This is a genomic window from Streptococcus nasisuis, from assembly GCF_040836615.1.
Lineage (GTDB): Bacteria > Bacillota > Bacilli > Lactobacillales > Streptococcaceae > Streptococcus > Streptococcus suis_V.
In genome coordinates this window covers 459697-484481 of record NZ_CP162268.1, presented here as the reverse complement: position 1 = coordinate 484481, position 24785 = coordinate 459697, and the positions used below count along the sequence as shown (strand labels likewise).

Here is a 24785-nt window from a genome sequence, read left to right as displayed (position 1 = left end):
CTCTAACAAAAAACAGGAACTATCCGTTGGAGTCTTAGAAAGGATATCCAGCCTTTATTTTGCCCAAACTCTATGAAATAAAAGAAAGGATGATTATGAAAATTGTCAAACAACTCTGGTGGTTTTTTAAGCTAGAGAAAAAGCGCTACCTCCTTGGCATTATATCTCTGTGTCTGGTCAGTCTCCTCAACCTGCTGCCGGCCTATATTATGGGAGAAATCATTGACCAAATCGACAGCCGTGCACTGACAGGACAGGAACTCCTCTTGGGCGTTCTGGGGCTTATCCTATCTGGCTTTGGCATGTACGCCCTCCGCTATGTCTGGCGAATGAATATCCTAGCCACCTCTTTTCGTCTAGGAAAAATTATGCGGGCTCGTCTCTTTGAGCATTTTATGAATATGTCGCCCTCATTTTTCCAAAATCACAGGACCGGTGACCTCATGGCCCATGCCACCAATGATATCAATGCCTTGACCCGTCTCGCAGGAGGCGGTGTTATGTCCTTCGTCGATGCGACCGTGACCGCTGTGGTGACCCTGGTAACCATGAGTTTTCTGATTTCTTGGCAAATGACCCTGGTAGCTATCCTGCCCCTGCCCTTCATGGCTATGGCGACCAGCTATCTGGGCCGCCGCACTCATGAAAATTTCAAGGCCTCTCAAGCTGCCTTTTCAGAGCTGAACAATAAGGTCCAGGAATCTGTGTCTGGTATCAAAGTCACCAAGTCCTTCGGCTACCAAGAGCAGGAAAGCAAGGCCTTTCAAGAGGTCAACCAGGCAGCCTACCTCCAAAACCTCAAGACCATGCGCTACGATTCCCTCTTCGACCCAGCTGTCCTCTTCTTTGTCGGACTCTCCTATGTTCTCACCTTGATTTTTGGCTCCCAATTCATCGCCCAGGGCCAGGTTACCTTAGGGCAATTGGTCACCTTTATGACTTACCTGGACCTGCTGGTCTGGCCCCTCATGGCTATCGGTTTCCTCTTTAATATTACCCAGCGTGGTGCTGTTTCCTACGACCGCATCCAGAGTTTACTGGATGTTCATTCTGATGTAAAAGAGGCCAGCAAGCCTCTGCCAGCACCAGAAAATGGACAAATCTCCTACAAGGTCGACCGCTTTTCTTACGATAAGGATTCTGAGCAGCCTACCTTAGAAGATATTCACTTCAGCATTGAAAAAGGTCAGACTATCGGCCTGGTTGGTCCAACAGGTTCTGGTAAGACCAGTCTCATCAAGCTTCTCCTACGGGAATATGATGTAGACCAGGGCGCTATTTCCCTAAACGGGCAGGACATCAAAAACTACCGCCTGGCAGACCTGCGTGCCCTTATGGGCTATGTTCCCCAGGACCAATTTCTCTTTGCGGCCAGTGTTGCGGACAATATCAGCTTTGGCGACCCTGATTTGGAATTGCAGCACATCAAAGAGGCGGCCAAAACTGTCCATGTCTATGCAGACATCGAAGATATGCCTGACGGCTTTGCGACCATGGTCGGTGAGAAAGGGATTTCCCTATCTGGTGGGCAGAAACAACGTCTAGCCATGGCCCGTGCCATGATTCTCAACCCTGACATCCTGATTTTGGATGATTCCCTATCAGCAGTCGATGCCAAGACAGAACATGCTATTATCGAAAATATCAAGAGCAGCCGTCTGGACAAGACCACTATTATCACAGCCCACCGGCTCTCAGCTGTAGTCCATGCTGACTTGATTTTGGTTATGGAAGACGGAAAAATCGCCGAGCGGGGTACCCACCAGGAACTCTTGGAAAATCAAGCCTGGTACTACGACACCTACATGATGCAACAACTGGAAATGGAGGAAGAAAATGCAAGCTAAATCAAAAGAAAAAGGCGTTTTCTGGCGCCTCCTATCCTATCTCAAACCCTACTCGCTCCTGACCGGGGCAGCCCTGACCTTTCTCTTGCTGACGACTGTTGTTCGCAGCATCATTCCCCTTCTAGCCTCCCACTTTATTGACAATTATATCGGCCATATCTCCCAGTCTGGGACCATGATTCTGGCTGCCTACTTTGGGCTTTATCTGGTGCAGATGCTCTTTCAGTATCTAGGCAATATTTGGTTTGCCAAGGTTTCCTATAGCGTAGTCCGAGATATTCGTCGGGATGCCTTTGGCAAGGTCCAATCTCTAGGCATGGCCTATTTCGACCAAACACCGAGCGGTTCTATCGTGTCTCGCCTAACCAATGACACGGAAAGTATCTCAGAGATGTTCTCAGGAATCCTATCCAGCTTTATTTCAGCCCTCTTTGTCATCGTGGTTACTCTCTATACCATGTTTGCCCTGGACTGGAAATTGACCTCCATGCTGGTACTTTTCCTGCCCGTCATCTTCACCCTGGTCAATCTTTACCGCAAAAAATCCGCTCCTGTCGTCGCTAAGACACGCAGTCTCCTCAGCAACATCAACAGCAAGCTAGCAGAGTCTATCGAGGGCATCCGGATTATTCAGGCCTTTTCTCAGGAAAAACGTCTAACTGAGGAATTTGAGGCTATCAACCAGGAACACCTGGCCTATGCCAGCAAGTCTATGGCCCTGGACAGTCTCTTCCTCCGTCCTGCCCTATCGCTGATTAAGATTTTGACCTATGCCCTGCTGATTAGCTACTTCGGCTTGGACTGGTCAGACGCTACTGTATCTGCTGGGATGATTTACGCCTTCATCCAATATGCTAACCGCCTCTTCGACCCGCTTTTGGAGGTCACCCAGCATTTCTCTACCCTGCAAACCTCCATGGTTTCGGCCGGTCGTGTCTTTACCCTTATGGACCAGACCATTGAGGAACCCCAGCAGGTTGACCAGGGAGCCCGTATCAGCCAGGGAGATATCGTTTTTGAGGACGTTTCCTTCTCCTACGACGGCAAACGGAAAATCCTTGACAAAGTTTCTTTTCAGGTCAAGAAAGGCCAGACTATCGCCTTTGTCGGCGCGACCGGTTCTGGAAAATCATCTATTATCAACGTCTTCATGCGTTTTTACGAATTTGAATCCGGGCGGATTCTGATTGACGGTCAGGATATCCGGACCTTCCCTGCCCAGGAATTGCGGTCAAATATCGGTCTGGTCTTGCAGGACCCCTTCCTCTATCACGGAACCGTTGCCTCCAATATCCAGATGTATCAGGATATCAGTAGAGAGCAGGTCGAGGAGGCAGCCCGTTTTGTGGACGCTGCTCCCTTTATCGAAAAATTACCAGACGGCTATGACCACCTGGTTACCGAAAAAGGTTCCGCCTTCTCAACTGGACAACGTCAATTGCTGGCCTTTGCTCGCACCATGGCCAGCCAGCCTAAAATCCTGATTTTAGATGAGGCCACAGCCAATATTGACTCCGAAACCGAGCAAACTGTCCAGCATTCCCTGGAAAAAATGCGTCAAGGACGGACCACCATTGCCATCGCCCACCGCCTATCCACCATCCAAGATGCCGATTGCATCTATGTCTTGGACAAGGGCAAGATTATCGAGTCGGGCAACCACGAGCAACTCTTGGCCATGAAAGGCACCTACCAACGCATGTACCAATTGCAAGCAGGCCAATTGGCAGAGTAAAGATTGTAAAAGGAGCACCTCAGCCAGGTGCTCCTCTTTCTATTCTATATATATTCCATAAAAATCAATCTAGCCTAGCTCCCTCGGAGCCTTTCAGTCACCGAGGCTCCGAGGGATAAGGTGATTTTCTAAGAGTATTATTTTTCTGCTGACCGTCTTGCATAGGCCGTCCAGTCAATACCACGTGCCTGACACCAATTCTGCACAGCCGGTGCTAGAATCAGGTCGGTCTTTCTCAAGTCTGCCACAGTTTTAGCACCCAGCATGGTCATGATTTCCGCAATCTGTGTCTGGTAGCGGTTGATAGCCTGCATGGCCTCTTCCAGGCGGTCTGCCTTGCCGTCTTTTACAAATTGCAGGAAGTGATTGGACATCCCGACCAGGTCAGCACCAAGGGCCAGGGCTTTGACAATATCTAGCGGATTTTTAATACCACCTGAGGCGATGACCTGAGGACGACGGTCAGCCGGCAGAGACATGACCTCCACCAGAGACACCACCGTCGATTGGCCCCAACCCTCCAGGTAGTCGTAATCATGAAAGACCCGACGGGCATTCTCAATCTTGGCAAAATCCGTCCCACCAGTCCCCGAAACATCAACTGTCTGGACACCAACCGAGGCCAATTTTGCCACCGTTTCCCGGCTCATACCAAAGCCAACTTCCTTGGCAATGACAGGCACATCCAGCTCCCGCACCAGGATTTCGATATTCTTCAACCACATAGAAAAATCTCGGTCCCCCTCTGGCATAACAATCTCCTGAGGAGCATTGACATGAATCTGAATGGCATTGGCCTCCAGCAAATCCACAGCCCGCTTGGCATTGTCCACATCGTGGTGGGCACCTAAGTTAGCAAAAATGATTCCGTGAGGATTTTCTCGACGCATGACAGAAAAGGTCTCCGCCACAGAAGGATCCTTAATGGCCGCACTAACAGAGCCCGACGCCAGCGGAATCTTCCCAAAGCACCCCAAAATCCCCAGCATCTGATTGATTTTCCCAGTCTTTTCACTTCCGCCCGTCATGGCATTGATGAAAAATGGGTGGGCAAAATCCAAACCAGCCACACTGGTCGCAAGGGACACATCCTCCAGCTTAAGCTCTGGCAAAGAATGGTGCACAAAACGAGTCTGGGCAAAGTCCGACGCCGACTGACTACTATACTGCTGGTTGGCCAGACCCACATGCTGGTCCTTACGATCCAAGCCAAATTGTCCAAAATAATACATAAAGTCTCCTTATTCACGCATGGCGATGTTTAGTTGGAGTGGAAGAATCCCGGCTTGTCGCCAAGCCGTCTCAATCATCTCTTTTTGTTCCCTACTGTCTACCAGGCAGATGCCGCAGTCACCTCCACCTGCACCTGAGGATTTGGCCACCGCCCCATAAGCCTGGGCCCGATTAGCCAGTTGACTCAGTATAGGCGTCTCGATGACCAGGCCCATATCAGCTGAAAAATCCTGCAAGAGCCTGCGATTTTCTGCCACAGCCTGCTTGACCGCTGCCACTTGTCCTGTCTGACAGGCCAGGATAAACTGCTCCACACAGGCCTTTGAGTCGGCCAGAAACTGGCTATGGATACGATCCTTCTGCTCCTGGCTTTTCTGACTTTCCAGCTGCTGGACCAAACTGTCAGTCGAGGCCGCCGACCCCGTCCAACCAACCAGGAGTTGCAGGGGAGCGGGTAGCTGGATAGATTCAATCTTCAGGCCCAGCCAGTCAGAGACTAACAAGTCCTCCAAGGACTGCTCTGCCATTGCCTGCAAAAGCCAAGCCCGGTCCAAAGAATGGTAGGCCACAAGTCCCCCAAAGCTAGAAGCTGCCAGGTCACCAAAGGAACCGGTCATGCCCAGCTGGGTCTGAGCCAGGGCAGCCAACTTGTAAACCAAGAGGGGCTCAGCTGACTGTTGGTAATAGGCCAAAACCGCCTTGACCGTCGCCACCGTAACCGCACCTGAAGAACCCAGTCCGTACTTGGTAGCTGATACCTGGTCGTCCAGGTCTGACTGGATGTCTAGGGCATAAGCTCCTTGACAGGCCAAGCCCTTGGTCCGCAGATAGGCCTCGGTCACCTGTATGGCTGTCGTAATCAGTGGATAGGGATTTTCCCCATGGGTAACAATAGTCGCTCCCTGACGGCTCCAAGGCAGATAGAGGTCTGCCTGCTGGCTAGAATGAATATTGGCCTGGTCTGACGTTTGAACGGTCACGGTCAGATACTGGTCCACTGCTGCAATGACAGCTGGCTGACCAGCCTCGACCACCGCATATTCCCCTGCCAGAAAGAGCTTGCCTGGTGCTTGTACTTGTACCTGCATCCTAAGACCTCTCTTCAAATGCCTGCTGGGAGCCTTGCCAGTCCTCTTCTGTCAAAACATAGGCCGCAGGACCTGGTAGGCTAGTAATGATTTTTTCTTTGGGGAGGTACTGAGATAGGGCATCGACCAGCTCTGCCATTTGACTGGCTCTGCAAAGAACCTTGACATTTGGTCCCGCATCCATGGTCATGTAGGCTGATAGGCCGCTTTCCTCACGGACCTGACGGACAGCCTCCTGGGCCAGCAAACTATCTGCCGACCAATAAGTAAACGGCGGATTGGCAGACAGGGTGGTCGCATGCATCTTCATGCCATTATGCTCGGTAATCTGACCGACCTGTTCAAAATCCCGGTCCGCAATAGCCTGCTTAATAGCCTGCAAATCTTCCTTGGCGGTGTCCACCCAGGCCTGGTAAAAGGGGGACGTTGCGACCGTATGGTCCATGCCTTCACGGCTGGCAATCTTTTTCTGACCTGTATTGACCGCAAGAACAATCATGCCAATATCCCAGTCCGCATCATCGATGGGATGGGCCATAGAATCTGCCGAACCTGTCCCCATATCCCACTCGACAAAACCTCCGAAAAGGCTACGGGTGCTGGAGCCTGAACCACGACGGGCAAGGGTTGACAATTCCTCTCGACTCAAATTCAGACCTAGAGCTGTCGCGGTAGCCAAGGTAAGGGCCGCAAAGGCTGAGGCGGAGCTGGCTAATCCTGCCGCAGTCGGAACAAAATTGAGACTTTCCACTCGGGCAAAAGTCCTCTCACCTATATATTCGCAAAATAAATCCAAAAATCGCGAAATTTTTAAAATTTCTTTTGAATCTTGCAAGATTCCATTTAAATAAAACTCATCAGCCGTCAAATCGCTGTCAAAAATCACCTTGGTATCTGTGTAAAAGGCATCCAAGGTCAGTGACAGGCTGGAGTTCATGGGCAAGAAGAGTTGCTTGTCTCGCTTACCCCAGTATTTGATCAGGGCGATATTGGTATGGGCACGGGCAATGCCGATTTTCTGGCTCATCTTATTCTCCTAAGTATTGGATCCAGGTTTGCTTGGCGCCTGCTTGGGCGAGGATGCGGGCCAATTCCTGGGCTTTTTGTTCTGTTTTTACAAGGGCAATCATACAGCCACCACGTCCGCCTCCGGTCAGCTTGGCTCCTAGAGCTCCATGGGTCTGGGCTAGGCTGACCAGTTTATCTAGGCTGGGGTCTGACACGCCTAATTTTTGTAAGAGGACATGGGCTCGACTCATCTTTTGACCTAGAAGCTCTGCCTGATCATTGGCTAAATCCTCTCGAGCAGCCTGGGTTAAAGAACCTAGTTCTTCCACTAGCTGAACGGCCTTTGGCTCATTTTCCAAAAGAGTCGCAACATCAAGGATAGCCTCAAGGGTATTTCCGGTGACGCCGGTGTCAGCCACGACCAAATAGGCCTGGAGGTTGAGGGTCAAAGGTTGGATGGGCTGGTTTTTGACGAAATAAATGGGGGACTTGCCGCTAGTCGTAGCTGCATCAATGCCTGAGGGGTTACCGTGGGCAATCTTTTCCGAGGACTGGACGATGTCCCAGAGCTCGCTGTCAGTCAGCTCCTTTTGGTAGTAGGCAAAGAGGGCGCGTGCCACCGCTACTGCCACTGCGGCACTGGAGCCCATGCCCCGCTCTGCTGGTATAGTGGAACTAATCTGGATATGAATGGCCGGGTCGGTCGGTGCTCCGATGCGGTAGAGGGAAAAGCGAATGGCGTGCTTAAGACTCTCCCAAATTTTGGGCATCTTGTGGACAAATCCCTGGTAAAAATCACAGGTCACGGTTAGAGCAGTCCCTTGGGCCGCAATGGTCGCAGTAATCTGGACAGCAGAAAAAGGCATGGCAATGGCCGGCTGACCGTACACCACCGCATGCTCTCCCATTAAAATAATCTTTCCTGCCGAAGCTCCTACTGCTGTCATATCTGTCTCCTTGTCAATCAGCTCTATTATACCACTTTTTTAAATCAATAGAAAATGTGAAAACAGCCGACCATCGCCGACTGTTTTCTAGGAGATTATATGAAAAAGATTTCGCTATTTCTAGCTTGACTATAGTATACCCCTTCAAGCTTAAAGAAAGCTAAAGCCATTTTTTATAACCAATATACAAAAATCCAGCCCGAAAGGCATTGTCCAGGATAGTCGCAATCCAGATGGCATCTAATCCTAGCTTGAAAACCTTGACCAAGATTAGGGCGCCAAGTATCCGCACCAGCCACATGCCCAGACTAGTGGCGAAAAATGGAAGTTTGGCATTGCCCAAGCCCTGCCAAAGAGCCGTCAGAATCAAGGTGGCCGCCGTAACCGGCACACCGAGCAGAGAATAAAACAAAACAGTCTGACTGGCTTTCGCCACTAGAATGTCTTCGGTATAGAGTCCAGTAAGCTGCGGGCCAAATAAATAGGCTAATCCAGCAACCAAAACCATACAGACCATTGACAAAAGTAAACCTGCTTGCAACAATCGGGCAACCTGTGCCTTATCCTTGCGGTATCTAGCCGTCAAGATGACCAGGGCCGTCGCCACTCCCATGGCTGTCATGTAGTTAAACTGGGTCAGGGTTTCCCCAATAGCATTTCCCGCTAGAACAGCCGTCCCCAGACTGACAATAAGGCTGACCACCACGACATCCCCCGCCCGCATCATCAGCCTTTCTCCAGCAGCGGGTAGGGCAAGTCTGACCAAATCCTTATCCATGGACCAGGTCCATTCTGCCAGGGGCACTGGCAACTGCGACCAAAGGAGCAGGCAACCTATGAGACGAGATAGAACTGTTCCGACAGCAATTCCAGCCACGCCAGCATGGAGCACAAAAACGGTAAAAGCGGAGAGCAGGATGTTGAGGAGATTGCTCAAGAGGCTGACATACATGGGGAGGGCAGGCCTACCAAGAGACCTGAGAATGGCGCTGAGGCTGGTCATAAGACCTAGAAAAACGACAGCACCGCCGACTAGGGTAAAATAGAGACCGCCCGTTTCTACGACCGCTGCCTCTGCTCCCAATAGAGCCAGCAAGCTAGGGCCTGCCAAAATAGCGACTAAACCAAAAATGCCGCTGACAAGTAGGGTCAATTTGAGACTTTCCGTCATCCTGGTTCCGACCACTTGCTCACCTTGGTTGCTGGATTGGGCCAGACGTGCAGAAATAGCAGCAGCCAGGGCGATGAAAAGGGCCTGGTAAATAGCCAGAATATTGTTGGCGACGGAAACACCTGACAGGGCAACCATCCCCAGACCTGCCACCAGGTAGGAATCTACCATTCCCATCAGCATCTGCAGGACATTTTCTCCCATGGCAGGTAGGGCAATAGAGATTATTTCTTTATAAATTTTTTTCATAAGGCATAGAAAAAGGGAGTGGGCAAGAACTCGACAAAGCTAAGAAGAGTTCGTCTGCCCACCCCCGCACAGCTCCAACGATTTGGGGAACCTTTGGAGGTTGAAAATAGAGCGAACAAAGTTCGCATCATTCATTAGGTCTGATTCGGAGCGTAAAACGCGAACGAAATGAGGTTTGCTACGCAATCCTTATTTCCAACCTTTCACAGTTCCCCAAACTGTGAAAGCCAATCAACCACTGCGCTGAGATGTTGACATGAACTATAAAAAGCGATTCTAGGCTTTTGCCCACTCCTTGAATATTCCAATTATACTCCCAAATAACGCTCGACTTCGACCTGCATATCCGCTGCTGCAACGATTGTGGTGTGGCGGACAGGAGCTATTTCTAAGCCGTCCACCGCCGGTGGCAAGGCAACACCTGAAATTTCATGGAGTTTAGCCAGCGCCTCAAAGTCTGATAGACCTGTTTCCCCTGTCACAGACTGGACTGCCACAACTGGGAACTTGTAAGGACTAGCTGTAGAGGCGATAACTGTCGGTGTCTGGTCGCCTGTTTTCTCCACATACTTCTTATAGACAGCGGAGGCAACAGCCGTGTGTGGGTCCTCGATATAGTCTGACTCTTCATAAACACGCTTGATTTCCGTCGCTGTCTCCTCTTCCGTCGCAAAGGCGGCATCAAAGAGAGATAGGATAGACGCGTCAGCCCCTTGGATGTCATACTGGCCATCTGTCGCCAAACGATCCATAAGCTCAGCTGTTTTTGCTGCATCATTTCCAAAGAGATGGAAAATCAGGCGCTCCAAGTTAGACGACACCAGGATGTCCATGGACGGGCTAGTCGTCACGCGGAAGGTGCGTTTCTTGTCGTAAACGCCGGTCGTGAAGAAATCAGTCAAGACATTGTTGTCGTTGGATGCACAAATCAGTTTGTTAATCGGAAGGCCAATTTGCTGGGCATAGTAGGCAGCCAGGATGTTTCCGAAGTTACCAGTCGGTACAGTAAAGTTGACCTTGTCGCCAGCCGCAATCTCGCCAGTCTTGACCAGCTGAGCGTAGGCGTAGACATAATAGACAATCTGTGGCACCAGACGGCCGATGTTCATAGAGTTGGCTGATGAAAATTGTAGTTTCTTAGCTGCCAATTTTTCACGCAAGTCCACATCGTTGAACATGTATTTGACCGCTGTTTGGGCATCATCAAAATTACCGTCAATAGCTACAACGTGAGTATTATCACCAGTCTGGGTCGTCATCTGCAGCTCTTGCACCTTGGAAACACCGTCACGTGGATAAAAGACCACGATACGGGTGCCAGGCACATCCGCAAAACCTGCCATGGCCGCCTTCCCAGTATCGCCAGAAGTCGCGGTCAGGATGACAATTTCATTTTCCAGACCATGCTTTTTGGCGGCCGTCGTCATCAGATAAGGCAGGATAGACAGAGCCATATCCTTAAAGGCAATGGTCGAACCACGGAAGAGCTCCAGGTTGTATTGGCCCTTTAGTTTTACCACTGGGGCAATGTCTGGCGTATCAAACTTGCTGTCGTAGGCATTGGTGATACAGTAATCCAGCTCATCTGCCGTGAAATCATCTAGGAAGGCAGACAAAATCAGCTTAGCCACTTCTTGGTAGGAAGCGTCCTTGAGCCGGTCAAAATTCAAGTCAACTGCTGGTGCAGAAAGCGGTGTAAAGAGACCACCGTCTGTCGCCAAGCCCTGCAAGATAGCCTGGCTGGCAGAAACACGGTTGTTAGCATCGCGGGTGGATTGGTAAACTAAAGTCATGGGCGAATATCCTCTAAAAATCTATTTCCCCTATTCTACCATAAATTGACAGAAAATTGGAAAGATTTGAGAAAAAACCGAACAGCGGTTCGGTTTTATTCACTTACTTACTGGTTTAGTATCACAAAATCGCTTCCGCAATCAGACGGTCAAAGCGACGGATGTCAATCCCTTTTTTCAGGTTTATCTTGATGTGACCTGCCCTAGTCCAGAGCTCTACTTCTGCATTGAAATCTAAGAATTTCCCTGCATTTTCCGTTGACCACATATTGATGGAACTGTACGGCAGCGAGTACATCTCTACCTTCTTACCCGTCAGCCCCTGAGCGTCACGCACAATCAAGCGACGATTGGTAAAAATAGCACTATCCCTTATGGTAGCGTAGGCCGCCTTAGGTTCTTCTCCAGGTAACAAGATGTCATTAATATCAGCAGGTACAGGGCATTCACGGACAAAGGTCCAAGTTAAAGGGGTTAATTCTGCCATAGAGGCCTCCATATTATATTTTTCTTTTAGTATATCATAATACAAACATTTCCTCAATCGAGTAGGGACTAATTTCTAGTCCCTCTCACACCACCGTGCGTGCCGTTCGGCACACGGCGGTTCAACTAACTTTTAACGCATGTCGTTTTAGATAATAATCTAGGCAAGAAACCAGTCCACGTTTAGCGAGGACTGGTTTTGATATGGCACGTTTCAGTACAGACCTCTGAGCCACTAATTGATAATGGTCTCCCCAGCCAGATACTTTATCCGCTATCCACTTCGGTACTCCTAATTTGAGAAGTCCCCATAATCGCCTAGATTTCTTCTTCCATTGTTTCCAGATAATAACTCTTATTCGAGTTCTTAGTCGTTCATCAATGCTTTCCATGACTGATTTCATGTTCGTCATAGAAAAGTAGTTTATCCAACCTCGGATGACCCAGTTTAGTCGCTCAATTCGGCTGTCTAAGTCAATACTCCACTTACGGGCCGTTAGTTTCTTGAGTTTTCTCTTGAAACTCTGTGCGCTATCCTGATGCGGACGACTTTTCCAGCCCTCAGATGATTTCCAGAACCCAAATCCTAGGTACTTTAATTTGCTCGGTCTCACAATCTTGGTCTTGGTCATGTTGACTTTCAAACCTAATCGTTTTTCAATATAACGACAAATTGAATGCATCACACGTTTAGCCGCCGCATCACTACCGACTGTGATGACGCAGTCATCTGCGTAGCGAACGAAGCGAAGTCCACGATTTTCCAACTCTTTATCTAGCTCATTAAGCATGATATTGGACAGGAGCGGTGATAGGTTTCCTCCTTGTGGAGTTCCAACTAGTGTTTTATACCGTTGTCCGTTGATGACTACACCTGAATGAAGGTACTTACGAATTAAAGATTCTGTATCTCCATCTTGGATAATGTTATGAACAAGCGACATCAGTCTATCTTGAGGAACGGTATCAAAGAACTTCTCCAGGTCTATGTCTACTATCCACTCATAACCGTCATTAAGGTATTCTAATAACTGGATAATAGCTTGTTCGCATGACCGATTGGGTCTGAATCCGTAACTCCTCTCAGAGAAATAGGGTTCACAAATAGGACTAATGACTTGGACAATAGCTTGTTGTATCATTCTATCCATGACCGTTGGGATACCTAACTGACGGTCTCCGCCGTTAGGTTTGGGAATTTCAACTCGTAAGACTGGCTGAGGTTTGTACTTCCTCTGCTTTATGAGTTCTTTAGTTGAACGCCAGTGTTTGCGGAGATAGTCATCTATTTCGTCAATAGTTACGCCGTCAATTCCTGCTGAACCTTTATTGGCTCTAACTTGATTGTAGGCTTCAAGCATATTGGACCGAGATAGGATATTATCTAGTAACTGTGACATGTGCGTATTCCTTTCTTGTTTCGGTGTCTGAGGGACGTCTTATATTGGTGAACTTTCCTCTAGTCAATACGTGACCGCACCCAGTTCTATCAGACCGCTAGTTTTACAGACACAAGTGAAGTAGGTATACTTCGGTTAATTGTTCAGCCCTTCGCTCCACCTCTATTACAGAAGTTTCATCGCTACTATGGCCTCGGCTGACTTCTCATGATTCGTTGTTACTACGTCTTTGACGCTCATGAAACCTCACGGGATAAGTCGTACATCTTTCCTCGTTTACTCTCGTGATTTACGTCTATAGGTTACGACTACCTTTTTGGACTTTAGAGTTGTATGCCCCCTCATCCCCTATATACGCCTTGTTATCACGTTTCTGTTCGTAGAGCCACGATTTCGCTATCCCTTCCTCTCCCCGCTACCTCACGATAGTCAGGCTTGGGAGTCGCTTTGGGGTTCACCGGTAGCGGGTGTCCACGGAGGACTTTCACCTCAGATGTACGACATGCCCGTCGTACATAGCAAAAACACCGACTTGCCAAATGCAAGCCAGTGCTTCAAAAAGTTTTGGAGGCTAGTCCATTGTCTATACAAAGGTTGTTGAGAAACACTTTTTCTAAACGAACCCAGATAGATGACCGAAATCATTCTAGTCCTAAGTCTTTCTAGGCAGATTGACGAAGGTAGAACTAAAGTTCACCGAGGAAATCTAACGACGAAAAGCGTCGAAGTAGGATTATTTCAAGCGTCCTGGACGTTCTTTGTAACCGTAGTAAGCGTCATTCATGATTTCTTCCATATCTGCTACCATTGGCAAGCGTGGGTTAGCAGGTGAACATTGATCTTCATATGCAAGAAGAGCCAATTCATGAGTGTATTTCTTCCATTCTTGTTCGTCAATACCTTGATCTTTGAAGTTCATCTTGATACCAACTTTTTCACCCAATTCGTAAACTGCTTTAGCATAAGCTGCAACAGCTTCTTCTGGAGTAGAATGTGGCAAACCTAACATACGAGCGATGTCTTGGAATTTTTCATCCGCTTTCCAGTAGTTGTACTTAGGCCATGTAGTTGTCTTAGACGGACGAGTACCATTGTAACGGATAACGTATGGCAACAAGATTGCGTTTGTACGTCCATGAACTGTGTGGAAGCGACCACCAATCTTATGGGCCATAGAGTGGCTCATACCCAAGAAGGCATTTGCAAAAGCCATACCAGCCATTGTAGAAGCGTTGTGGATTTTTTCACGTGCTTCTGGATCACCAGTCAAGACAGATTTTTCAAGGTATTGGAATACCAACTTAATTGTTTGAAGGGCAATACCATCAGTGTAGTCGTTAGCAAAGTTAGAAGTGTATGCTTCTGTCGCATGAGTTAATACGTCCATACCAGTATCAGCTGCGATGAAGGCTGGAACTGACTCAACCAATGCTGGGTCTACGATTGCAATTGTTGGTGTCAATGAGTAGTCAGCAAGTGGGTATTTGCGGTTATTTTTCTTATCAGAAATAACGGCAAACGGTGTTACTTCTGAACCTGTACCAGATGTAGTTGGGATACCGATGTATTTAGCTTTTTGACCCAATGATGGGAATTTGAAGGCACGTTTACGGATATCCATGAATTTTTGAACAAGGTCACGGAAGTCGATTTCTGGTTGTTCATAGAAGAGCCACATTACTTTAGCAGCATCCATTGGTGAACCACCACCGAGCGCAATAATTGTATCCGGTTGGAATGCACGCATTACTTCAGCACCGCGTTCAACTGTTGTAATATCTGGATCTGGTTCAACATCTGAGAAGACTTGAATAGTCACTTGATTTGAACGAGCATTCAATTGATCGATGACACGTTGAACAAAACCAAGACGTTCGATTGATTTGTCTGTTACGATCATAACACGTTCAAGGCCTTCTGCTGTTTGAAGGTATTGAATAGAGTTACGTTCGAAGTAAATTTTTGAAGGAACTTTAAACCATTGCATATTATTTCTACGTTTCCCTACTTTCTTGATGTTAAGAAGGTTGATAGCAGATACGTTATCACCAACTGAGTTACGTCCATATGAACCACATCCGAGTGTTAATGATGGAATAAATGCATTATAAACGTCACCTATACCACCGAAAGTAGAAGGTGAGTTCCAGATAATACGCATTGCTTTCATTTCAGTACCGAAACGTTTTGCAAGTTCCTCATCTTTAGTATGAATTGCAGCAGAGTGTCCAAGACCGTTGAACTCTACCATTTGACGAGCTTTTTTAAGACCATCTTCTACGTCTTCAGCTTTCAATACAGCAATTACTGGAGAAAGTTTTTCACGTGTAAGAGGCTCATTTGGTCCAACTTCAGCACATTCAGCAGCCAAGATATTTGTTCCTTCTGGAACTTTGAAACCTGCTTGTTCCGCAATCCATGCAGCTGGTTTACCAACGATATCAGCATTCAATTTACCTTCTGCACAGTTTTTGCTATTTGCTTTTACACCGAAGCAGTACTCTTCAAGAAGTGCCTTTTCTTTTTTGTTAACAAAGTAAGTTTTGTATGATTTAAATTCTTCAACGAATTCATCATAAATTTCTTTGTCGATGATGACTGCTTGCTCAGACGCACATACCATACCGTTGTCAAATGATTTAGACATAACGATATCGTGAGCTGCTTGACGAATATCTGCAGATTTTTCGATATATGCTGGAACGTTACCTGCACCAACACCAAGAGCTGGTTTACCACATGAATACGCTGCACGTACCATTGCGTTACCACCTGTTGCCAAGATAGTTGAGATACCATCGTGGTTCATGAGTGCATTTGTTGCAGCAATAGATGGCTCAGTAATCCATTGGATACAGTTTTCAGGGGCACCTGCTTTTACAGCAGCTTCATAAACGATACGTGCTGCATGTGCAGAAGATTCTTGTGCAGATGGGTGGAAACCAAATACGATTGGGTTACGAGTTTTAAGTGCGATAAGTGATTTGAAAATAGCTGTTGAAGTTGGGTTAGTTGTTGGAGTAACACCACAGATAACACCGACAGGTTCCGCAATTTTTGTCAAACCAGTAATAGGATCATCTTCGATAACACCAACTGTTTTTACACCGCGCATGTTATTTACAACGTGTTCACACGCAAATAAGTTTTTTGTAGCTTTGTCTTCAAAGACACCGCGACCTGTTTCTTCTACAGCGTGTGCTGCCAAGATGCCATGAGCGTCAAGCGCTGCTACAGAGGCTTTCGCAACAATGTAGTCAACTTGTTCTTGGTTCAATTTGCGAAACTCATCCAAGGCCACCAAACCTTTTTGAACAAGTTCGTCAACATGTTTTTGAGCTGCTGCCATTTTTTCTTCAGGTGATACTACTTTTTTATCAGCCATTTTAGTCCTCCATTTACAAAACAGATGTTTGTTAATTTTTTCACATGTTTATGATACAATAACTTTTTAATTTTGTAAAGCACTTTTGTTAATTTTTTCACAAGTTTTTTTAAAAAATTTTTGGAATAGTAAAGAAGGACAAATTATTTCTGGCTGGACATCTAATTGAGCAACAAAAAGAGCCAGGCAACTAAGCCAAGCTCTTCATCTAAAATCTTTCTTAATCGTGCTAAAAGCCGTCTTGTTCTTCTTTATTTTTTAACAGTGTGACTTTCCAAGCCTTCTTCTTCCAAGAAGATGCGGAATGGCACCAGTTCTTCTGCTTCGTAGCGTTCTTTGAAGGCTGCGATTTCTTCTTCAGAAGCGAGAGCTGGGTCCAACTTCATAGCCTCTACTGGTATTGGACGTTCTTTGGTAATTTTGGCATCAATGACGACCGTTTTACCGTTTTTATTGTCCTCAACCGCCTTGCGCATGACTTCGTCCATTTCTTCAATCCGACGAACAGTGTAACCAACGGCACCTTGGGCTTCACCAATTTTGGCATAATCAACATCAATAAAGTCTGTACCGAAGAGGTGTTTGTTGGTGTCCTCGTATTTATTCTTAATATATCCGTACTCTGTATTAGCAAAGACAATATTGATGACCGGAAGGTTGTACTGAACATTGGTCACGACATCTGGATAGGACATGTTGAAGGCACCGTCACCCATAATGTTCCATACTTGACGGTCAGGATTGTCTTTTTTAGCTGCAATACCACCCGGAAGCGCGATTCCCATTGTCGCAAAGAGTGGAGAAGTCCGCCACATATTTTTCGGTGTCATGTGGAGGTGGCGAATAGAAGTTTGAGTAGAATTACCGACATCAATAGAGAAAATGGCATCCTCATCGGCATATTTATTGATGGCATTGTAGACTTGGTAAAGTTGCAATGGACCTTCTTCTTTGGTCTCAATTTTCTTCATGTAATCATGCCAGTTTTGGTTGTTTTTCAAATTAGCACGCCACCAAGCGGTTTCTTCTACTTCGTTGACCTTGTCTAAAATAGCTTGAACAGCCTGACCAGCATCTCCTAAAATCGCTACGTCCAATTCATGGCGTTTGCCCAGTTTGTAAGGGTCGATATCCACTTGGATAAAGGTCTTCTTCGCCTTGAAAGCTGGGAAAATTTCAGCAAATGGGTAGTTAGAACCCAAGAAGAGAACGGTGTCAGCCTCAGCCAAGACTTCATTAGCTGGTTTCCAAGCCACGCGCCCTGCAGAACCTGTCAAGGCTGGTTCATCCCAGTGGAATGCGTCAAAGTTTTTACCCGTTACAATGATGGGAGCCTTGATTTTATGAGCCAATTTTGTGACTAAATCGCCGGATTGATTGGTACCAATCCCCGCATAAATGACTGTTCGCTCTGCCTTATTGAGCAAGGCAACTGCTGCATCAATGTCCTCTTGATTGAGGGCTGGCAAAAGATAGTCGCGTTGGTAGGTACCTGAACCATAATAGGCATCCGCTGTGATTTCCGCATAGCCGTAGTCATTTGGAATTTCCACCACGGCAGGTCCTTTTCTGGAAATGGCCGCCCGAGCTGCTTCGTCGATGATTTTTGGCAATTGTTCCGCGTAGGCAACGCGTTTGTTGTAAACAGCCACATTGTCATACATTGGGTTTTGATTAAGTTCTTGGAAGGCATCCAAGTTGAGCTCGTATTCGGGACGTGAACCCAAAATAGCAATCATGGGAATTCGGTCCATAGCCGCGTCATAAATCCCGTTGATCAAGTGAGTAGCACCCGGTCCACCTGAACCGATTGCGACAGCCAAGGGACCGCCAAATTTCTTCTGCATAACGGCCGCCAAGGAACCTGTTTCCTCATGACGAACTTGCAAGAAACGAATGTCATCATCTTCCGCAAGAGCATCCATGAGTCCACCAAGCGTACCGGATGGGATACCGTAGATGGTGTCAACACCCCAAGTTTTCAATACATTCAACATCGCCGCTGCTGCGGTAATTTTATCAGTAGTCATAAAAAGCACCTCCTAATTATCACTAACTATCGATAAATATATTCTACTACTTTTTAAAAATAATGCAAGGATTTTGACAAAGTTTTTTTATTTTTTTAGTTTTATTAGACTTTCCTGAAGCGATGTCGGACGCCCTTGATAGTCAGGGGAGTGACTATCAAGGGTTGGAAATAGGGAACTGCAGAGCAGGTTCTCCAAATACTCCGAGTGGTGGAGAAAGTTTCACTTTCTTGATTTCCAACCCCAAACAGTCCCCCCGGACTGTTTGAGCACAGCAGAAAGTCTCGGTTTAAGGTCGCTCCGCTCGCAAATAATATTACTTTTCTCAACAGTGCTGCCCAGTTTTATTTATTCCAAAGCATCATTTCCCTACATTCTAAAAAAAATTTTTACATAATCGCTTGACAAGTTTTGGGTATTAGGTGTATATTTAATATATAATAAATTTTGATATATAGAAAAATACATTATATTACAAATTCAGACCTACCCTTATCCATCAGAAAGGAGTGACCAGCCCATGCATTTTCCCGTTCCTGCAGTGCTAACGGAATTTCTCATCATGGCCATACTGGAATCGGACGATTCCTACGGCTACGAAATTGGTCAAACTATCAAATTGCTGACCAATATCAAGGAATCCGCCCTCTATCCCATTCTCAAAAAATTGGAGCAAAAAGAATTCCTGACCACCTACTCGCGAGAATACCAAGGTCGTATGCGAAAATACTATAGCTTGACCCAGCTGGGACACGAAGAATTGGTCCAACTCAAAGAGGACTGGGATATTTATACCAATACTATTAACGGCATCATAGAAGGGAGTATCCGCCATGACAAGAACTGAATACATGGCCCAACTGGAAAAACACTTGAAAAAACTACCACGCAAGGAGTACCAAGAGGCCATTACCTTTTTCAATGAATACTTCGACGAGGCGGGTCCAGACAATGAGGACGCCATCATGGAAGAATTAGGTTCACCAAAAGAGGCTGCCAGCGACTTGATTAACAACATTTTGGACCGCCATATACAAGGCGAGGACGACCAAGCAGACTCCAACCAGCCCATCAACCGCAGACCGCTCTACATGATTGTCGGGCTTGTCTTGGCCCTACTACTATCCATTTTCTTCCTATTTGTGGAGCCACTCCTCGGTCTACTGGGATTGTCCCTAACCGGCATCGTCGGCGCCTTCTATCTGGGACGCAACTTCCAAGAAGTCAAGGAAGCCAAAAAAACCATTTGGCTAGCCCTGCTCGCCATCTTCTCACTACCGATTGCTATTCCAGCCCTACTTTTCTTAGTCGGAGCCTTGATTTTTCTCATTCTTCTGGTATTGGGCTTCATCTTAGGCGGCTTTATCCTCAGCGTCGGTCTCTTCGTCAGCGGAGGTTTCCTCATCTGGGAAGGCTTTAGTTTAATGCCAGAGGGCTTTAACGTCTTTCTACTGGGTTCAGGTAGTGGATTGGCTATGTTAGGTGGCGCCTTGATTGTCTGCCTAGTGACCCTGATTTTTACCTACTGGGCTTGGAGATTGGTAAAGACCTTCTTCCAATGGATTTTGAAACGAGGTAAACGAGCATGAAAAAGAAATTGATTATCACAGCTATCACAGGCTTTGTCAGTCTGATACTGGGTTTGATACTGGCAGGAATTGGCTTTTTCTCAGGTGGTATTGACCAACTCAACAATGTGGTCAGACCAGAATATAAAGAGGAAACCTACAAGCAATTGGACCAGTTAACCATCAACGCCGGTTACAATCGCCCTATCCGCATCATCCAATCGCCCGACGACCTCTACCATGTGCGCTACCATGATTTTAAAAATAGTAGCTTGATGCCCTTGCATGTGAATGAAACAGAGGGGCAACTGACTATTGATAGCATTGTTCCAAAATTCAAAATTGACGGCATCATGCAATATGCAGCCGAAGGCGTCGCCGCCCATAATCCTGACTATCTTGAGTTGACCATTGAAATTCCAAAAGGAAAAACCTTGAAAAAACTGGATACAAGTGTTGATGGCTTACTGATTGACGGTGTTCATATCCAAGAAATCGCACTCTATGGCAGTCCAAGCATCATCAATTCAACCATTGACAAGGGAAGCATCAACGGTGGCTACAGTCAGATTTATGTTGAAAAATCTATCCTGAAAAACCTGACAGTTAACAGCTACACCAGTAGTATCCACATTTCAGACAGCCAGCTGGAAAACACGCGCTGGGAAAACTACGATAGCATGGAAACATCCAATATCACTGTCATCGGGGACAACATGTTCACAAGTAATACTGAAAATTCCTATTCGATAGCAAATATCAACCTCTCTGAAAAGAGTCAGAAGGAGGCCCTGCTGACTGCGGAAGTCGTGATTGAGAAGAAGAAACTCTTCCAATTTATGGACAGCGGTATGACGGATGAAGAAATCGAAAACTTGCTAGAAAATGACTACCATGTTCAAGAACAACTCAAAGAAATCGGCATTTTCCCAGAGGACGTTTACAAAGACCAAAAGGTGACGGGGACTGACGACAAGCAGAGCCTTACCGTTGGCAATAAAGACAGCAAAAATAAATTGACCATCACCGCCACAAACGGTACAATCAATCTTGGAAAGAAATGGAGACCCTAATATGAAAACACAAGCACTAACCCTACTAGACGAACGTGGCGTACCGCTCGAGCGCATTGCCGAATTGGTCATGCACCTACAAAACAAATACATTCCTGACTTGGAATTTGCGGAGTGTTTGGAAAATGTTCAGGCCGTCCTAGAAAAACGCGAGGTACAAAATGCTATCGTGACGGGGATTGAAATAGACAAATTGGCTGAACAGGGCTTGGTATCCCAACCCCTTCAATCCGTCCTCATGAATGACGAAGGACTCTACGGAATTGATGAAATCCTCGGTCTCTCCATCGTCAATCTCTACGGGACTATCGGTTTTACCAACTATGGCTTTCTGGACAAGTCCAAGCCCGGCATCATCTCTGAACTTAATAGTAAGGATGGCCAGCATTGCCATACCTTCCTAGACGACATTGTCTGTGCCATTGCTGCGGCAGCGGCCAGTCGGATTGCCCACAACGACCCAGATAAGAGCGCCATCGCCAACCAGAAATAATGTTTACGATAGAAAAAGCGAGTAGGAGACCTCTTTGGTAAAGGTCAACCACTCGCTTTTTTATCTTCTTATTTGTTCTCTTCACCCGTTTGACTGTCCTGACGGTAAATCAATAGACCTGCCAGCAGGAAAACCATCAAAAAGATGAACAAGCTTGTGACCTGATGACTTACTTGCCCTGCGATAGAAATGGTTTGTCGCAAACCAGAGACAGAGTAGGTCATCGGTAGGAAGGGTTGGATGGTCGAATAGATGTGTGGGCTTAATTCGATTGGATAGGTTCCTGCGCTAGACCCCAGTTGCAAGAGTAACAAAATCAGCGAAGCAAAGGAACCAAAACGATTGCTCCAACCGAGTAAGGCGGTGACAAGGGCCATAAAGGTCCACGAGGTCAACAGCATCAGTCCAAACGTTGCCAGTGGATGACTAGGTTCGACCCCAATCCATCCCAAGACAAAGTAGAGAATGAGCGCCGCCGCACTGGCGATAAGTCCATTTAAGACCAGCTTGCTCTTAGCCCAATCCCACCGATTTCGATAAGGACGGTCATCCAAATGCTTAACAAAAATAACGTTGGCAGAGAGGGCGACAACCATGAGAGATACAGAAATCATGTAAGGCGCCATGCCGACACCATTGGTCGCTACATCATCTTCATCCTTATGGGTCAGAGTAACAGGATTCGCTATTGCTTGGGCATTTTTTTCGGTAAAGGATACCAGTGACAATCGATGCCCGGCACCTGTCAGAGCTTGGTCGAGACTGGAAATTCCTGTTCCCAAATCATTCAAACCAGACCCCAAACGCTCATCACCGTCCACTAATTGCCCCGCACCGCTAACCAATTGATCAGATCCAGTCGCCAGGGCTTGGGCACCTGTCTGCAAATTAGGACTATTACTGTTTAATTGAGCCAGACCAGCTGCCAAGTCACGACTGCCTCCCAAGAGTTCCGCATTTTTGCCTACCAAGGTCTGGCTGCCAGCAGCAAGCTGGTCTACTGCTTGCGTGTATTGACCGACGCCTGCTGTCAATTGACCGACACCTGCTGTTAACTGGTTAGCTAATTGATTGGCACCGTCTACCAATTGGTTGCTGGCTGGAAGGACTTGTTGGGTCAGGGCTTGATGGACTTGGGTCAAACCAGATGATAGGCTGGTCAAGGCTGCGCTCGCTCCCGGTAAGGCTTGACTAGCAAGACCGTTGATTTGGGCAATAGATCCTTGCAAAACTGACACCTGTCCGGCCATGCTTGATAAACCTTGGAGACTGGACAAGGCCGTTTGTAGGTTCTGCACTTCGCCTAAAATGGCCTGGGCCTGACTCGCGACACTTGATGGACTGGCATCAAGGGCAGCGAGTAATTCCGCCTGCTGGTCTGCTGACAAGGACTGATAGGCGCTGGTTGCCTGCAAGGATTGCACTTGACTAGCACGGTCATTCTGACCGGTAGCCAACAGCAATTGGGCTTGAGCTGAAATATTGGTCAAACTCGTCGTCAAAGCAGTCGGATCAATCGGCTCTATGGTCAAACCAGAAACAGAACTATTTAGCTGGTCAATCGCTGTCGCCAACTGAGGCAAGCCCGCAATCAAACTGTCCATTTGAGCTTGTTCTTCCGCAGAAAGACTTGTCTTTTCTGCCAATTGCCCCAAACCTGCTTGCAAATTGCTCATACCATTGGCCAATTCAGTGACTTTATCAGCACCTGTTGTCAAACCTGCCATACCAGATACCAGTTGCGCAGACTTGTCTGAAATGGCCTGACTACCGGTCGCCACTTGAGTGACGGCATGGGTGTAAGCTGTCAAACCAGACAAGAGCTTAGTGCTTCCAGCTGCTGTTTGTCCAACGCCATCTGTATAAGTCGCCACACCTGTCGCTAATTGATTCGCACCGTTTGCTAGAGTCTGGGTGCCATCCGACAAATCCACCAAACCGCTATGAAGGCTCTGATTTCCTGTGACCAATTGGTCTGCTCCGGTTAATAATTGATGGCTACCTGAAGCTGCCTTATCCATTCCATTACCAAGCTCGGTCATGCTGGCAAAAACTGACTTGGTATAGGTTTCTGTAATCGTTTGGGACAGGCTGTTTTTGAGCTGCGTCATGGCAGATTCACCTATTTTCGATGCCACAAAACTGTGACCTTTTGAGGTCTGATAGGCAATATCGACTGGTTCCGGGTGGTCGGTCATCAGACTTGCCGCCTTTTTAGAAGTATTTTCCGGCAGGGTGACAATCATATAGTAGTCCCCATCTGCTAGACCGTCCTCTGCCTCTTTTTGAGATACAAAATGAAAATCCAAGCTCGGATTTTCATTCATGGACTCTACCATATCTTGCCCGATGGTCAATTGTATATCATCAAGCGTGGCTGGCTTATCTTGATTGACCACCGCGACCGGCAACTGATCCACGCGCCCGTAAGTGTCCCACATGGAGGTCAAAAAACTAATATTGTAGAGACTGGGTATGATTGCAATCCCCACCATGGTAATCCAAACCATCGGTTTTTTAATAATTCGTTTCACTTGTTCAAACATAGCATTCTCCTTTAGACATCCTGTCCAAAAACTGATAAAATACATTATACAAGTATCATTTTCAAAATCAAGTAGAAAGAATCGTTTTTAGACAATGTGTCTAAAAATGTTCAAAAGGAGAAAATATGGGAACAGATAATCGAAAAGAACGAACTCGTCAAGCCATTTTAGAAGCAATGGTGACTTGCTTAGAAACTCAAGGATTTAATGAGATTACAACCACCCATCTCGCTCAGACAGCAGGAATTAGTCGCTCTAGTTTTTATACCCATTATAAGGATAAATATGAATTGATTGACTCCTACCAACAAGGCTTATTTCTCAAGTTAGAGACCATATTTGATCACTATGATGGAAATCGACAGTCCTCTTGCTTAGAAATTTTTGAACTACTCTACCGTGAAGAATTACTGTCATCCTTATTGACCCATAACGGAACTCAAGAAATCCAAAATTTCCTTATCAACAAAGTTAGATTATTGATCGCAAACGATTTAGCTGAGCGTTTGGGAAAAGAAGATTTATCACCACTTGAAAAAGAATATCGGAGTATCTACTTTTCCCACGCCTTCTTTGGAATCATTCAAGTATGGATAAAAAATGGGAAGCAAGAATCTCCTCAATATATGACCGATTTCCTTATTAAAATGTTACCGTAATGCTTCATTTTTCGTTGCAAATCTCTTTAATTGTGTTATACTAAACACTGTGCAAACGTTTTCAGTGAGGAGAT

At 46.6% G+C, this 24785-nt stretch carries 18 protein-coding genes; 7 read left to right on the top strand and 11 right to left on the bottom strand.

The window, feature by feature from the left end:
• Positions 1–89: 89 nt before the first annotated feature.
• Positions 90–1847: an ABC transporter transmembrane domain-containing protein gene (locus AB1F57_RS02525; protein WP_167785899.1), complete on the top strand. Its 1758-nt coding sequence runs from the start codon at positions 90–92 to the stop codon at positions 1845–1847.
• Entirely contained in the window at positions 1837–3582 is a 1746-nt protein-coding gene (locus tag AB1F57_RS02520; RefSeq protein WP_167785900.1) for an ABC transporter ATP-binding protein, read from the top strand. The genes AB1F57_RS02525 and AB1F57_RS02520 overlap by 11 nt, the downstream gene beginning before the upstream one ends.
• Positions 3583–3719: 137 nt before the next feature.
• Here AB1F57_RS02520 and fni read toward each other — a convergent pair whose 3' ends face one another.
• From fni to spxB, 10 genes are all read right to left on the bottom strand, one after another.
• Positions 3720–4814 carry a type 2 isopentenyl-diphosphate Delta-isomerase gene (gene fni, locus AB1F57_RS02515; protein ID WP_167785901.1) on the bottom strand — a complete coding sequence of 365 codons (1095 nt, stop codon included), beginning with the start codon at positions 4812–4814 and terminating at the stop codon, positions 3720–3722.
• A gap of 9 nt (positions 4815–4823) precedes the next feature.
• Positions 4824–5903, bottom strand: a complete 1080-nt coding sequence (locus tag AB1F57_RS02510) for a phosphomevalonate kinase (protein ID WP_367986041.1) — start codon at positions 5901–5903, stop codon at positions 4824–4826.
• 1 nt (position 5904) lies between these two features.
• On the bottom strand, positions 5905–6930 hold the full coding sequence (gene mvaD / locus AB1F57_RS02505; RefSeq protein WP_167785903.1) for a diphosphomevalonate decarboxylase: 1026 nt from the start codon (positions 6928–6930) through the stop codon (positions 5905–5907).
• A gap of 1 nt (position 6931) precedes the next feature.
• Positions 6932–7858 (bottom strand): mevalonate kinase, encoded by a 927-nt coding sequence (mvk, locus tag AB1F57_RS02500; protein ID WP_167785904.1) that lies wholly within the window; start codon positions 7856–7858, stop codon positions 6932–6934.
• A 160-nt stretch (positions 7859–8018) separates the two neighbouring features.
• Positions 8019–9278, bottom strand: coding sequence for an MATE family efflux transporter (locus AB1F57_RS02495; RefSeq protein ID WP_170239513.1), 1260 nt, complete (start codon positions 9276–9278; stop codon positions 8019–8021).
• A 308-nt stretch (positions 9279–9586) separates the two neighbouring features.
• On the bottom strand, positions 9587–11071 hold the full coding sequence (thrC, locus tag AB1F57_RS02490; protein WP_170239512.1) for a threonine synthase: 1485 nt from the start codon (positions 11069–11071) through the stop codon (positions 9587–9589).
• Between the two features lie 121 nt (positions 11072–11192).
• Positions 11193–11558 (bottom strand): PH domain-containing protein, encoded by a 366-nt coding sequence (locus tag AB1F57_RS02485; protein WP_105138421.1) that lies wholly within the window; start codon positions 11556–11558, stop codon positions 11193–11195.
• A gap of 121 nt (positions 11559–11679) precedes the next feature.
• Positions 11680–12957 carry a group II intron reverse transcriptase/maturase gene (gene ltrA / locus AB1F57_RS02480; RefSeq protein WP_152953742.1) on the bottom strand — a complete coding sequence of 426 codons (1278 nt, stop codon included), beginning with the start codon at positions 12955–12957 and terminating at the stop codon, positions 11680–11682.
• A gap of 733 nt (positions 12958–13690) precedes the next feature.
• Complete coding sequence (gene adhE / locus AB1F57_RS02475) at positions 13691–16342, bottom strand: bifunctional acetaldehyde-CoA/alcohol dehydrogenase (RefSeq protein WP_367986040.1); 2652 nt, start codon at positions 16340–16342, stop codon at positions 13691–13693.
• A gap of 251 nt (positions 16343–16593) precedes the next feature.
• Positions 16594–18372: a pyruvate oxidase gene (gene spxB, locus AB1F57_RS02470; RefSeq protein ID WP_167785634.1), complete on the bottom strand. Its 1779-nt coding sequence runs from the start codon at positions 18370–18372 to the stop codon at positions 16594–16596.
• A gap of 520 nt (positions 18373–18892) precedes the next feature.
• On the opposite strand from spxB, the gene AB1F57_RS02465 reads away from it, so the two are divergent.
• Genes AB1F57_RS02465 through AB1F57_RS02450 form a run of 4 tightly spaced genes read left to right on the top strand, consistent with a single transcriptional unit; the run spans position 18893 to position 21506 of the window.
• Entirely contained in the window at positions 18893–19219 is a 327-nt protein-coding gene (locus AB1F57_RS02465) for a PadR family transcriptional regulator (RefSeq protein ID WP_170238689.1), read from the top strand.
• On the top strand, positions 19206–19961 hold the full coding sequence (locus tag AB1F57_RS02460; protein WP_170238688.1) for a DUF1700 domain-containing protein: 756 nt from the start codon (positions 19206–19208) through the stop codon (positions 19959–19961). The genes AB1F57_RS02465 and AB1F57_RS02460 overlap by 14 nt, the downstream gene beginning before the upstream one ends.
• Positions 19958–21013, top strand: coding sequence for a hypothetical protein (locus AB1F57_RS02455; protein WP_170238687.1), 1056 nt, complete (start codon positions 19958–19960; stop codon positions 21011–21013). The genes AB1F57_RS02460 and AB1F57_RS02455 overlap by 4 nt, the downstream gene beginning before the upstream one ends.
• Before the next feature lies 1 nt (position 21014).
• Entirely contained in the window at positions 21015–21506 is a 492-nt protein-coding gene (locus AB1F57_RS02450; RefSeq protein ID WP_167785630.1) for a phosphatidylglycerophosphatase A, read from the top strand.
• Positions 21507–21574: 68 nt separating this feature from the next.
• On the opposite strand, the gene AB1F57_RS02445 is transcribed toward AB1F57_RS02450, so the two are convergent.
• Positions 21575–24052, bottom strand: a complete 2478-nt coding sequence (locus AB1F57_RS02445) for a YhgE/Pip domain-containing protein (protein ID WP_167785629.1) — start codon at positions 24050–24052, stop codon at positions 21575–21577.
• 125 nt (positions 24053–24177) lie between these two features.
• Here AB1F57_RS02445 and AB1F57_RS02440 point away from each other — a divergent pair, with 125 nt between their 5' ends.
• Positions 24178–24711 carry a TetR/AcrR family transcriptional regulator gene (locus tag AB1F57_RS02440; protein WP_170238685.1) on the top strand — a complete coding sequence of 178 codons (534 nt, stop codon included), beginning with the start codon at positions 24178–24180 and terminating at the stop codon, positions 24709–24711.
• The last annotated feature ends 74 nt before the right edge of the window (positions 24712–24785 follow it).

Bases quoted from the DNA above. Each gene is read 5' to 3' on its own strand.
- AB1F57_RS02525 (WP_167785899.1), top strand. From the start codon at position 90: ATGATTATGAAAATTGTCAAACAACTCTGGTGGTTTTTTAAGCTAGAG.
- AB1F57_RS02520 (WP_167785900.1), top strand. From the start codon at position 1,837: ATGCAAGCTAAATCAAAAGAAAAAGGCGTTTTCTGGCGCCTCCTATCC.
- fni (WP_167785901.1), bottom strand. From the start codon at position 4,814: ATGTATTATTTTGGACAATTTGGCTTGGATCGTAAGGACCAGCATGTG.
- AB1F57_RS02510 (WP_367986041.1), bottom strand. From the start codon at position 5,903: ATGCAGGTACAAGTACAAGCACCAGGCAAGCTCTTTCTGGCAGGGGAA.
- mvaD (WP_167785903.1), bottom strand. From the start codon at position 6,930: ATGAGCCAGAAAATCGGCATTGCCCGTGCCCATACCAATATCGCCCTG.
- mvk (WP_167785904.1), bottom strand. From the start codon at position 7,858: ATGACAGCAGTAGGAGCTTCGGCAGGAAAGATTATTTTAATGGGAGAG.
- AB1F57_RS02495 (WP_170239513.1), bottom strand. From the start codon at position 9,278: ATGAAAAAAATTTATAAAGAAATAATCTCTATTGCCCTACCTGCCATG.
- thrC (WP_170239512.1), bottom strand. From the start codon at position 11,071: ATGACTTTAGTTTACCAATCCACCCGCGATGCTAACAACCGTGTTTCT.
- AB1F57_RS02485 (WP_105138421.1), bottom strand. From the start codon at position 11,558: ATGGCAGAATTAACCCCTTTAACTTGGACCTTTGTCCGTGAATGCCCT.
- ltrA (WP_152953742.1), bottom strand. From the start codon at position 12,957: ATGTCACAGTTACTAGATAATATCCTATCTCGGTCCAATATGCTTGAA.
- adhE (WP_367986040.1), bottom strand. From the start codon at position 16,342: ATGGCTGATAAAAAAGTAGTATCACCTGAAGAAAAAATGGCAGCAGCT.
- spxB (WP_167785634.1), bottom strand. From the start codon at position 18,372: ATGACTACTGATAAAATTACCGCAGCAGCGGCGATGTTGAATGTATTG.
- AB1F57_RS02465 (WP_170238689.1), top strand. From the start codon at position 18,893: ATGCATTTTCCCGTTCCTGCAGTGCTAACGGAATTTCTCATCATGGCC.
- AB1F57_RS02460 (WP_170238688.1), top strand. From the start codon at position 19,206: ATGACAAGAACTGAATACATGGCCCAACTGGAAAAACACTTGAAAAAA.
- AB1F57_RS02455 (WP_170238687.1), top strand. From the start codon at position 19,958: ATGAAAAAGAAATTGATTATCACAGCTATCACAGGCTTTGTCAGTCTG.
- AB1F57_RS02450 (WP_167785630.1), top strand. From the start codon at position 21,015: ATGAAAACACAAGCACTAACCCTACTAGACGAACGTGGCGTACCGCTC.
- AB1F57_RS02445 (WP_167785629.1), bottom strand. From the start codon at position 24,052: ATGTTTGAACAAGTGAAACGAATTATTAAAAAACCGATGGTTTGGATT.
- AB1F57_RS02440 (WP_170238685.1), top strand. From the start codon at position 24,178: ATGGGAACAGATAATCGAAAAGAACGAACTCGTCAAGCCATTTTAGAA.